Raw genomic sequence first — 10,359 nt, 5'->3', positions numbered from 1 at the left:
AGGACTGGAAGCCACCGATCTTCGGCATGTTCTTCTTCACGCGGAAATGGTCGCTCTCAATGCCTTGCTGGAGATGCTTGGTGACATAGTGCACGGGATCTGGATGCAGCAATCCATCGTCAACCGACGTTTTGATCGTTGAGGGGAAGGTGTTGGCGCCATCCGTGCCGATCTTGCCGGGCGACAATAACGGCTCGTCTTTCAGCATCTTGCGGAAGAAACGTTTGGCGGCATCGAGATCACGCTTCGCCGTCAGCAGAAAATCGACCGGGTTTCCGTGTTTGTCGATGGCTCGATACAGGTATCGCCATTTGCCGCGGATCTTCACAGAGGTCTCGTCAATCCGGACCGACCCACAGTGTGGGCGGCGGAACTGGCGAAGCCGCTTTTCGATCATCGGCGCATAGGCCAGAACCCACCGGTTGATGGTGCTGTGATTGACCTCAAACCCGCGCTCGCGAAACATCTCTTCCAGATCCCGATAGCTGAGCGGATAGCGGAGGTACCAGGCAACCGCCTGCACGACCAACCATGCCTCGAAGTGCCGCCCCTTGAAATCATCCTTCGACTGGCGCTTCAGCTTTTCGGCAATGGCATTCAGAATCATCAACGCGCTCCACAACTTTCGGAGCAACAATTTCTCTTCCCGTGATCAACATACCGTTAACCACGAAAATTTGCGACAAGCCCGGCCTGGTTGCAGGGTGCCGCATGATGGGCGGCACCCCTTTTTATGTTTCATCAGCCGCCCATCTGGGCAATGCGGCGCGTCATATAGGTGACATAGGCGGTTCGCGTCATCGAGCGACGACGGGCCTCGGTATCGATGAAGGCAAGGACATTCTCGTCCAGCACCATATTGGCCCGCACAGGCTTGCCGCTCTCGCGGATGAGCGGAATGCTGACCAGCGTGGCACCTTCGGGCGCTCGGGCCTTTTCCAGCGGTGTGGGTGCTGGAAGGGTACCGCCGTCACGTTCGGTATCGAGCGCCGCGTCTCGCAACGATTCCTCGGCGTTCAATATGGCTTCATCCAGCGTTTCGCCCATGGCGACGACACCATCGAGATCGGGAAAGACGACGCCATAAGCGCCGATCTCGCCATCAATAAAGGCAGGATATCTGATCATTTTTCCGGTCGTTTCGCTTCTGTGGTGGTGATGGTGGTGAGGGCGGGCCTATCTGGCCCACCCCGCTTTTTTGGCAATCGATCCGGCCACGCCGGGGGACACTTGCCGATGCCTTGGAACCTGTACGAAACCTTTTTCCGGGTGCCGGTAGATGTCGTGGGCGCTTCCGTGGCGGTCGAAGGTCCATCCCTCCGAAACAAGCCGTTTGATGATCTTTGCTGTGTTGGTCTCCATCACCTCTCCGTTTGTCTATGTGCAATTATATGCACCTTTTTGCGGAGGCGTCAATCATAATAAGTGCATATATTTGCACTTATTATGAGGGAGGCGGCACGCTGCGAGCCGTCTGTTTTGACCGATACCGGGCTCCGCTCGACAAGCGGACCCCCTTTGCTGCTGCTTGTGGTTTCAGGCGGCTTGTCGGACGGAAATGACAATATCCTGCCCAAGCACGCGCAAGGCATCCGTGAGAAGCCCCAGCTTGGTTGGATGGTCCGGATCAAGGATGCGACGGGCTTCCGTTTCTCTGCGATCCAGACGGCGGGCAAGTTCGCTCTTCGAAATTCCTGCCTTGCGGAAGGCCGAAATGACGGCCAGTTTCGTGGCAACCTCGGCCGGTACGGCAACCGGAAACCCTTCGCCTTCGGTTGGTGCCGGCAGCTCGCGTCCTTCGGCGGCGATGCCCCTCAACGCCAGAGCCAGAGCCTCGCGGGCGCTCTCCAGTGCCTCGGTGCGATCTGCGCCGAACGTGATGGCTTCCGGCACATCCGGGAAGGTGACAACCATGCCGCCGTCCGGGTCCGGGATGAGTATTGCGCGGTAAATGTAGTCCATGGTCATGCCTCCAAAATCAAACAATCCGAGATAAGCCGAGACTTCAGCGAAACACTTCGAGAGGCTGTCTCGGCATCAATTGATGCCGAGCTGCTTCTTGATGATCTGCACATAAAGGGGTGTCATTTCGCCGGATTTGATCGTTGTGGACCGTCCGTCATATGTCACCCTGTAGTGCGAACCCTTGCCGTTATCTTCGAAAACTTCGAAGGCCTTGCCTTCTTTTCTAGCCAGTTTTCGAAGCTCCTTGATCAGTTGTTCGCGCTTCATCCGGCCTCCTTTCCCGCCATTATGCTTCGCACATTTTTGTGCGAGATACAAGGGAAGTCGCACAAAAATGTGCGAGATTTACCGAGAGAATTTCGGCCATGCTAAGTGGAGTTTTCGAAGCCGACGACCTTACCGACGCCGACAAGCTCAACGCCCTGCTAGGCGGTGTGGACGGATTTGATCAAGATGAAGCCTGCGGCGATTGCGACGATTGATGCGAAATTTTGTTTGGTCTTCTCGCATCGTAGCGCGACGCGCTTGAAGCGTTTGAGTTTTCCGACTGCTTGCTCGATGCGGGCGCACACACCACGGTGCTGTCGAACATCTGAACCAGATCGGCCGACGTGCTCAGGCTGGCAAGGTGCTCGAAGAAAATCTCAAAAACACCCGCCTTGCTCAATCAGGAACAGCGCTTCCAGACACTGTTCCAATGTCCCTAGCGCTCCGGCAGGCCGCGCCAGGTGATATTGTTCACGGAGAAATAATGCAGGGCCTCCAAAAACAGCCGGTCATCTTGACCCTCGTCGCCCCGCCGTGGAAGCGAGGCGCGGAAAACCTCAAGCGCGACCGCCCAGTCCGTTTCTGTCATCTTCGTCAGCATCGCCGATCTCCTCTAAACCGGCAACCCATGAATCATCCAAATACTGGTTTGGGAATCGCAGAAATTAAACATACGGCAATCCGTCCACACCGCTTAGCGGGAAGCCACATAACACTCAAACTACTTTGCCATATACCAAATTTACCACAGAACATTAATAGCACTGAACATCTTTACCATATTGGAGCTAATGCTTGATCACATATTGGCCTTAACACGCAACCAACGGGAACGTCCAAACACGCATCCTGCAAACGAGGTTTGTGTGTTTTGTAGGATGCGTGTTTAGACGTTTTGCCTTCTAAACGTTTATACGTTTCAACGGAAAAAGGCTTTCCCTGGAAGACGTGAACCGCGGAGCCGCGCAGGTTCTGGCTGCTGCAGCCGCACGCAGTCTGCAAGGGTGGTAGAGCGAAGCGTCCCTTGTCAAGCGAGTACGGTTTGCAGCACCAAAAGAAGTCATCGGACCGAGGTGAACCCTGGTGAGCGCCCGCCAGGATCTGTTTTCGAAGCCTATGGCTGAGCCTCAGAAGAAAGGACGAGCGCAGCGAGTTCCAAAACGACCGAAGGGAGTTTGGGTGGCGGATCTTGAAATGTTTTTGTTTGGCAGGATACGCAAATTTGCTATACACAAATTGCGGCCATCGTCGGACGCGCCGACGATCAGGTTTTCACATTGATTGATTGCGCCCTTGATGACCGCGAAAGTCTCCAAGAGAGGAAGACCCAAGAGCCCCGTCGCTAAAATGCGGCAGGTCAATCTTCGACTTTCCGAGGCTGAATTTGCGGCGATGGAGGCGGCAAGCGCCAAAGCGGGACTGACACTGTCTGCCTTTGTCAGATCGCTATCGCTGGAAGGTGCCGGCGTGCGGCCATTCCTGACAGCCGACGATCGTCTCCTCTTCAATGTCCTGCTCGACCACTTGCGCAAGGTCGGCGTGAACCTCAACCAGGTGGCCCGATCTCTGAATTCCGGGCGCGTCGTCCATCCCGAAGAAGTCATGATCTCGCTTCGCAACGTCCAGCTTGTGACAACCGGCGTCGCCGTGGAGCTTCGCACTGTGACTAAGCGGGCTGGCAATATGAGGCGTGGCGATCATGGCTGACATGCTTGGAGGCTCCCTCGAGGAGGATTGGCAACGCGAGAAAGCCGGGCTCAGGGATGAGCAAGAACGCCGCAGGCGTGCCCGTGGTGCAGTTGGTGGCGCAGCTGGCGGCAATTCTTGCCGCCCGATCGGTGGAGGAGGGGGCTGCAGGGCAGAAGCTGGCGGCCGTTCTTTTTCATCTCCTGCAAAGCCGTTCGCGTCTTCGCAACGACGCCAGGTTGTGGTGAGGTTTAAGGCGGTGGCGACCGGCAGTCAGTCTGCCCAGGTCAAAGTGGCTTCCTATGGTGGCGGTATTCGCATCGGGCCAATGATGGATTACGTCTCGCGTGACGGCGATCTTTCGCTTGAAAATGGACGCGGTGAACGCCTTCAGACCAAGGCGGATTTTGCGCGCTTGGACGAAGAATGGAGCCCTCTGTTTCAGAACCGAACCGATACCGCGACGTTGCAGGTTTTCGTCTGGAGATCGAGGCGGGGCAGCATGTTGTCTACAGCGCGGATATCGGCAAGGGTGAGCTGGTGCCAGCGGTCATTGGCCACGCCGGCGCCGGCAGATTCGAACAGGACCTCGTGCAGCTTGATCGCTTCTAGGTGTTTAGTCCCGGCAATTGGTGGTGCATTGTTCAGCCAAGAATGGAGGGATGCGCTATGGGACAAATTCTACACGGGAGCGCCCGGACGACAGAGGCAGTCCGTCGAGCAATACAAAATAGTCAAGTGAGCCTGAGAGCACTTTCCACGCGCTACGGTATCAATCAGAAGACCGTGGCGAAGTGGAAGCGGCGCACGGCGTTGTCGATCACCACATGACGCAGCACGAGAGGATCTTTAGCAACGCTTCTTCCATCATCGACATCGCGACCGACAGATTGCAGCAGCCGGGCATTGGTGGCGAGCAGAACTTCGATTTCGCCGAGCGCCTCCTGCAGTCGCGCCATCGACCTGTCTAGCAGGGCATCGGAATACTACAACAGCGCCACCAGAGGGAGCGGAATAGCCGCAAGGCTCATGGACTGAGAAGCGAACCCGCACCAGCGATAGCCGAAAGGCTTAAGAAAAGATTGCCTCCGGCAAACCCGGTGCGGTTCAGCTCATACCAGGCTGGTAACCTCAGCTGCAGTTCTCACAGCCTGAACGGTTGCTGGAGCAGGCAGTTCGAAGAAGGGGCTTAGTCCGCGTTCGACGCGGGAAGCACGTATGGCAGACTTCAACGCAAAGAAGACCGAATTCGCCAGGACCAGGGGCGGCTCGCCGACCTCTTTTGAGGAATAAAGCAGGTTCGGGTCTTCCGGCACACGCTTGGCAAGTTCGCGGGGGAAGAGCATGACATTCATCTCAATCGGTACGGTGGAAATCGCCGGAGGCTTGTACCGCCATGTATTGTCGCTGGTCATCACTCCGGTGCTCTCACCACGCTGCTGATAGACGATGTTTTCTGTCAACACATAGCCTACGCCTTGCATGAAGCCGCCCTCAATCTGGCCCACATCGATGGCAGGGTTGAGGCTCTTGCCCATATCATAAATCAGGTCAACCCGAAGAATCTTGGTTTCTCCGGTGAGAATATCGACTTCAACCTCAGCACAAGCTGCATTGTAGGTGAAACCGATATAGGGGTTGACTGCCTCGCTGAAGGACCCGTTGGCCGCAATGGCAATCTCAGTCCCCTTGGGCTGCGCCGCATAGGGTTTGAACTCGATATTGGGAACGTCGCCCTCACCGCCACTGATCCGTGCATTGGCTTGAACCTGAAGATTAACGCGGGCGGAAAAGGCCATGGACACAATATTCTGCCAGATTGTTTTCCCCTTGCTGCTGGCGGGAGATGCCTGCCAGCCGTTATTGTAGTTCCAATAATCGATATTCTTGGTCACGCAATAATCATCACCTTTTACTTCACGTATGCCCTGAACGAAGGCCTCCATCCTCGCCTTCATCTCTGTGCAAGCGTTCTTGATCGCTGTGCCGTTATACTGCGTACCCGTAGAAGCTCCTGTACTCGAGGGATTGGGGATGACACGAGTATCGCTGCTTTCCACCCGAACCGTTGCCAGGGGCACGTTCAACGCATAGGCAGCAATCTGTGTCAGCATAGTCATCATTCCCTGCCCCATGTCCACGCCGCCCTGCTGGATGATGATGGAGCCATCGCTTTCGTAGATACTCAAAAGCGCTGTCGTCTGTTCAAGCATCACGAGATTGAAACCGGAGCCGTATTTCAGCGGAATAAGCGAGATCCCACGCTTGCGCCATTTGTTGGCACGATTGTAGTCCTCTACCTGGAGCTTGCGTCTGTCGAAATCACTCTTGTCTTTGGCGTAGGCCCAGACATCCTTGAGATAGCAATAGTCAAGGCGCTGCCCTCCCGGTGTCTCCTGATCCTCGACATATAGATTTTTCTGCCTGAGTTCGGCCGCATCCATGTCGAGCGCAACAGCGGCATCTTCAATGGCATTCTCGAGAATCAGTGTCCCCTGAATATCACCGAATGCACGGTAAGCGGTGTTGGGGGCCGTGTTGGTGCGACAGACATCAATGGTCGTCTCGTAGTTTGGAATGTAATAGGCGTTGTCCACGCGCAGCTGAATGCAATCGGAGACGATGAACGAGCAGTCGTAAAACGCACCGCCATCGCCCCACAGATCCCCTTTCAAGCCTCGAATAAGACCTTTGTTTGCCGGAAGCGTTTCGCCACTATCCACTGCCAGCTGATACTGTCCGAGATAGGGATGGCGTCGACCGATCAAGCCGCTATCGCTTTCGCGGGTCAGCGCCATATGAACAGGGCGATTGGCTGCCTGCGAGGCGATGGCGGCCATGCAAGCCGTGAAGGTGGATGGACCCGTCTTGCCGCCAAAACCTCCGCCAAGTTGACGAACCTGAACGCCGATCTCGTTATGCGGTTTGCCCAGCGCTTTTGCGACCGAATCCTGCACGCTTTTTGGGCTTTGCGTGGAGGAGTGCACGGTGATGGAACCATCATCGCGCGGCTGAACGACCGTGGCCTGAGTTTCCATATAGAAGTGCAGCTGACTGCCGACCTTCTGTCCGGTGGCAACCACCCTGCAGCTGGCCCCGTCGAGAGTGGCTTCACTGAGTTGCACTGTCATGTCGTCGGGGGCACGCGTCAATGCCCAATCAGTAACCGTGCCTGGACGTTTCACTTTCCAGATATGGGCCATCCAGCTTGCGGTTTGCGGGCAATCCGGGAAAATCCAGTCCCTGGCAAGCGCATCCTCGATAGACAGGACGGGCTTTTCAGAGCCGAGCGTTTCATAGGAAATGCAGTGTTCCGCCACGTAATCGGCAGCGGCTTGTGCGCTTCTCTCCGATGTTGCAAGAACCATGGCCAGCGCTTGGCCGGCATACATGATGGACCCGCCCGGCTGCAAGAAGAGCGGCTGATCACTGGCGTCTCCCGCCATATTGCTACCACCCCGGGGAATTTCGGCAGCGGTGATCAGTTGCGAGAACCCTCCCAGTCGTGCTTTGAGCACCTGCGAGAGCGCTTCCGCCGCAATGGCTTTTCCCGTCGATGGGTCCACGAAGCGATAGGAGCCGATCGCTCTTTGCGATCCGATCAATGCCCCGTACAGCGTGCCTGCGACCACTGGCGTTTCGTGGGTATATTTCACTTCACCCTGAGCCTGATACATGGCCATGAGCTTGATATAGGGCTCCGACAGCGGCTCCATGTATTGATTCGTCTGGTAGCTTTGATGGCCACCGCTCACCGGCCAATTCTGCCAATGCGTAACAGCTGACGAACGCAGCTCCGACGGTACAAGATCCGGATCGAAAACCAGAAGAGCGTTGAGCACAGCCTTGTAGAGATAAGACTGGGCCAGTTCCAGACGATAGGCATCCGTGAAGCCCTCGTTCGGCACACTCGCCATACGGTCTGCCCAGGAGGCAAGTTCGTCTTTCACTTCCTGTTCCAGAATGCCCAGCGCCTCTGCCACAATAGCGGGGCTGGCCGTATTCCCGTCCAAGAAGGCGATCGTATGTGCCGGCTGCCAGGCGTAGGGCGCGATGCCTCCCAGAACCAGATTGATGTAACTTATGGTCGGATATTGTGAACCGTGCGCCTCGAGTGTGAGGCAGGAGCCGGAATTGACAATCGTATGCGAATTCACTTCGCGAAGTGCAGTCTTTTGCGCCCAGAAAACACCGTCGCGATCCACCTGCACGTGATAGCGCAGCAGGAACAAATCGCTGGCAAGGTGAGGGTCTGCTGCACAGGCGACCATAAGTTCTGTGAGGGCTGACTGCCTGCGTTCTCCGCTGGAAATCAGAATGTGATCGACAACGGCGTCAGCCGCGCAAAGAGCGGTGGCAAGATCGGATGGGAAGGGCTCGCCCTTCTGGATATGGTGCAGAACCAGCATCGTGTTGCCTGCCAGCGTCGCCGCATTGCGCACCAGAGTTCCTGCAGTACGTCGCCCCATATAGTCCAGCATGGAGAGCGCACCGTGACCCTCCCGCCCATTCGGCCCAAGATAGGCAAGCAGTTCGCCGTAGGTCACGCCAGCGCCTAGGGAAAGATGCCCATGCTCCACGGAAATTCCACGCAACTCCTCTATCGAACCAATGCCGATGTAGGATGCTGCCTCCAGCACCTCGTCCTTGTAGATCCCGAAGGACGTATTGCCACTGACAAGGCGCGCGCGCGGATTATGACGCAGCAGGTCGATCGCCTCCGCAACACTGACAGCCTCGATCCAGATTTTGCCGTCGTGCTGGTAGCCAACAGGCTCCACCGGGTTTCTAGCCCCTTCAGGAAAGAAGATCTCAACCCTGTCTGCGACAGCAGCCGCATTGAAGGCCGGATCTACGCAGCATTTCATCAAGTTGGCTTCGTCTTCTGCCGTCCAGTCGCTGGCGAAGGTTTTCATGCCATCAAGCAGAGCGCGATAGCCGGTACAACGACAGAGGTTGCCATCGAACAGCTCCTCAATATCCTTTTTCGTGCGGTTATCGGGCTCATTGGCCAGGAAGCCGGTCATTGCCATAACCCAGCCGTTAGTGCAGTAACCGCACTGGGTACCGTTGTTCTTCGCCACCCTATGGGCGACCTTGTTCATGCATTCACGAACACTGCCCGTTCCCTCGATTGTCGTGACTGCAAGACCGTTCAGCGCCGCAACTGGCCGCAGACAGGAATTGATCGGCAGATGCACGGGCTTGTTCTCTGCCTCATTCCAGTGGGATACTACCACCGTGCAGCCACCGCAGCCCCCCTGTCCGCAAGGCTTTTTGGGCCCGGTCAAACCAATCTCCGGACTGCGAAGCCAGTCGATCAGCATGAGATCAGGAGAGGGTGACGCGATCACCGTTCTCTCGCCGTTGAGATAAAATGTAACATCGTGAGTCAACCGGGCTGTCACGCAATGATCCCCTTGCAATGTTTGATAATTCTCGAACTGCGGCTGAATTCCCTTCCACGTATAACTCGATTGTCTGGTCAATATCGCCATATATTTTACGATAGAGTGAAGCTTTTCGGAGCTTAACCCAAGCAAAATTTAGCGCATGAATAATCACGCCATGAGCAAATCGAGAACAAATGGAACATACAACTACTGGAATGATGCCCTAGAGAGCGACCTTGTGAGTGCGTAAACATTTACTAATGAATGACGATGAATCTGTCAATCATTGATTGCTTATATCACAGAAAATCAATTATAGATTGACCCTAGAAAGGCCACATGGCCCCTGAAGGCACTGTAAACTGAACGCTTCGAACCTACGATTTTCGACTATGTCTTTGGTTCAGGCTATGCGCAGGCATGTGCTATGATGGGCGTTGGTGCGCGGATAAGATTTCATTTTTCACCTATGCGACTTTTCACCTATGCGGCCTGGATCGAAAATAGCTTGATTGATCCAGCATGCCACACAAGCATAACACCGCCCACCGCCATCGTATCAGGAAGAAGAAGTTCGAGGTGGCGAACTGGCCGGCGTATGAGGCGGGCCTTCGCCGCCGTGGTAGCTTGACCCTTTGGGTAACGCCGGAAGCCCTTAGCGGCTGGGCTGCTCCACAACGCAAGACGAGCGGTGGCCAGCCGCCTGACTCTGATCCGGCGATCGAGACTACGTTGACGTTGGGCATGGTGTCATGCCATCATTTCTCTACAATACTGATTGTTGGGACGTTGCAATCGAGCCTCTTCAGAATCACATCCACCAGATGTGCCGCCTGCGCCGCAATTTCGGGTACACCCGTCAACTCACCGAATGCCGATCTGGCCGGTGTGTTTCGGCGTGCAAAATTGACCCCATTAGCGGGGTGATCGGCGTCCAATTTTGACCCCCTTCGGATTTATCTGACCATCCGTTTTTTGACGGCGGATGGAGAGGGAGTTGAAGCGAGTGGATACGATTGCGCGCGTCCGGCGGGCCTTCCATGTTCAA

The 10,359-nt window shown here is 55.8% G+C and carries 11 protein-coding genes and 3 pseudogenes; 5 read left to right on the top strand and 9 right to left on the bottom strand.

The genetic code is table 11. The annotated features are described in order from the left end of the window. The 7 genes from E8M77_RS21380 to E8M77_RS21350 form a co-directional block, all read right to left on the bottom strand. Positions 1-607, bottom strand: a 607-nt coding sequence (locus E8M77_RS21380; RefSeq protein ID WP_137133063.1) for an IS6 family transposase, incomplete at its 3' end; no start/stop codon positions are given. A gap of 134 nt (positions 608-741) precedes the next feature. Further along, positions 742-1,128 carry a type II toxin-antitoxin system HicB family antitoxin gene (locus E8M77_RS21375; RefSeq protein WP_137132651.1) on the bottom strand — a complete coding sequence of 129 codons (387 nt, stop codon included), beginning with the start codon at positions 1,126-1,128 and terminating at the stop codon, positions 742-744. Positions 1,129-1,176: 48 nt separating this feature from the next. Next, positions 1,177-1,362, bottom strand: a complete 186-nt coding sequence (locus tag E8M77_RS21370; protein WP_137132650.1) for a type II toxin-antitoxin system HicA family toxin — start codon at positions 1,360-1,362, stop codon at positions 1,177-1,179. Between the two features lie 174 nt (positions 1,363-1,536). Next, positions 1,537-1,962, bottom strand: coding sequence for a type II toxin-antitoxin system HicB family antitoxin (locus E8M77_RS21365; protein WP_137132649.1), 426 nt, complete (start codon positions 1,960-1,962; stop codon positions 1,537-1,539). 75 nt (positions 1,963-2,037) lie between these two features. Beyond that, positions 2,038-2,232, bottom strand: coding sequence for a hypothetical protein (locus tag E8M77_RS21360; protein ID WP_137132648.1), 195 nt, complete (start codon positions 2,230-2,232; stop codon positions 2,038-2,040). Between the two features lie 181 nt (positions 2,233-2,413). Then, positions 2,414-2,632 (bottom strand): hypothetical protein, encoded by a 219-nt coding sequence (locus E8M77_RS23980; protein ID WP_170975961.1) that lies wholly within the window; start codon positions 2,630-2,632, stop codon positions 2,414-2,416. 36 nt (positions 2,633-2,668) lie between these two features. Continuing rightward, the gene (locus E8M77_RS21350; RefSeq protein ID WP_137132647.1) at positions 2,669-2,833 is read right to left on the bottom strand and encodes a transposase; all 165 of its coding nucleotides are present in this window, start codon (positions 2,831-2,833) and stop codon (positions 2,669-2,671) included. Between the two features lie 746 nt (positions 2,834-3,579). Here E8M77_RS21350 and mobC point away from each other — a divergent pair. The 4 genes and pseudogenes from mobC to E8M77_RS21335 form a co-directional block, all read left to right on the top strand. After that, positions 3,580-3,939: a plasmid mobilization relaxosome protein MobC gene (gene mobC / locus E8M77_RS21345; protein ID WP_246659355.1), complete on the top strand. Its 360-nt coding sequence runs from the start codon at positions 3,580-3,582 to the stop codon at positions 3,937-3,939. A 56-nt stretch (positions 3,940-3,995) separates the two neighbouring features. Beyond that, positions 3,996-4,166, top strand: a complete 171-nt coding sequence (locus E8M77_RS23975; protein WP_170975960.1) for a hypothetical protein — start codon at positions 3,996-3,998, stop codon at positions 4,164-4,166. 178 nt (positions 4,167-4,344) lie between these two features. Then, on the top strand, positions 4,345-4,530 hold the full coding sequence (locus E8M77_RS21340) for a hypothetical protein (RefSeq protein ID WP_137132645.1): 186 nt from the start codon (positions 4,345-4,347) through the stop codon (positions 4,528-4,530). Between the two features lie 57 nt (positions 4,531-4,587). Continuing rightward, positions 4,588-4,728, top strand: a pseudogene (locus tag E8M77_RS21335) (IS481 family transposase); the annotation flags it as partial. Here E8M77_RS21335 and E8M77_RS21330 read toward each other — a convergent pair. Both E8M77_RS21330 and E8M77_RS21325 read right to left on the bottom strand, forming a co-directional pair. Beyond that, a pseudogene (locus E8M77_RS21330) lies at positions 4,725-4,880 on the bottom strand (acyl-CoA dehydrogenase); the annotation flags it as partial. The pseudogenes E8M77_RS21335 and E8M77_RS21330 overlap by 4 nt on opposite strands. Positions 4,881-5,030: 150 nt before the next feature. Further along, on the bottom strand, positions 5,031-9,416 hold the full coding sequence (locus tag E8M77_RS21325; protein ID WP_137132643.1) for a molybdopterin cofactor-binding domain-containing protein: 4,386 nt from the start codon (positions 9,414-9,416) through the stop codon (positions 5,031-5,033). Positions 9,417-9,833: 417 nt separating this feature from the next. Between E8M77_RS21325 and E8M77_RS21320 the strand changes: the two are divergent. Next, a pseudogene (locus E8M77_RS21320) lies at positions 9,834-10,061 on the top strand (IS5/IS1182 family transposase); the annotation flags it as partial. Positions 10,062-10,359 lie beyond the last annotated feature (298 nt).

The sequence above is a fragment of the Rhizobium sp. FY34 genome (assembly GCF_005222845.1).
GTDB lineage: Bacteria > Pseudomonadota > Alphaproteobacteria > Rhizobiales > Rhizobiaceae > Neorhizobium.
The sequence above is the reverse complement of the archived record's forward strand: the minus strand, read 5'-3'. Positions and strand labels throughout refer to the sequence as shown.

Bases quoted from the DNA above. Each gene is read 5' to 3' on its own strand.
- E8M77_RS21375 (WP_137132651.1), bottom strand. From the start codon at position 1,128: ATGATCAGATATCCTGCCTTTATTGATGGCGAGATCGGCGCTTATGGC.
- E8M77_RS21370 (WP_137132650.1), bottom strand. From the start codon at position 1,362: ATGGAGACCAACACAGCAAAGATCATCAAACGGCTTGTTTCGGAGGGA.
- E8M77_RS21365 (WP_137132649.1), bottom strand. From the start codon at position 1,962: ATGGACTACATTTACCGCGCAATACTCATCCCGGACCCGGACGGCGGC.
- E8M77_RS21360 (WP_137132648.1), bottom strand. From the start codon at position 2,232: ATGAAGCGCGAACAACTGATCAAGGAGCTTCGAAAACTGGCTAGAAAA.
- E8M77_RS21350 (WP_137132647.1), bottom strand. From the start codon at position 2,833: ATGCTGACGAAGATGACAGAAACGGACTGGGCGGTCGCGCTTGAGGTT.
- mobC (WP_246659355.1), top strand. From the start codon at position 3,580: ATGCGGCAGGTCAATCTTCGACTTTCCGAGGCTGAATTTGCGGCGATG.
- E8M77_RS23975 (WP_170975960.1), top strand. From the start codon at position 3,996: ATGAGCAAGAACGCCGCAGGCGTGCCCGTGGTGCAGTTGGTGGCGCAG.
- E8M77_RS21340 (WP_137132645.1), top strand. From the start codon at position 4,345: ATGGAGCCCTCTGTTTCAGAACCGAACCGATACCGCGACGTTGCAGGT.
- E8M77_RS21325 (WP_137132643.1), bottom strand. From the start codon at position 9,416: ATGGCGATATTGACCAGACAATCGAGTTATACGTGGAAGGGAATTCAG.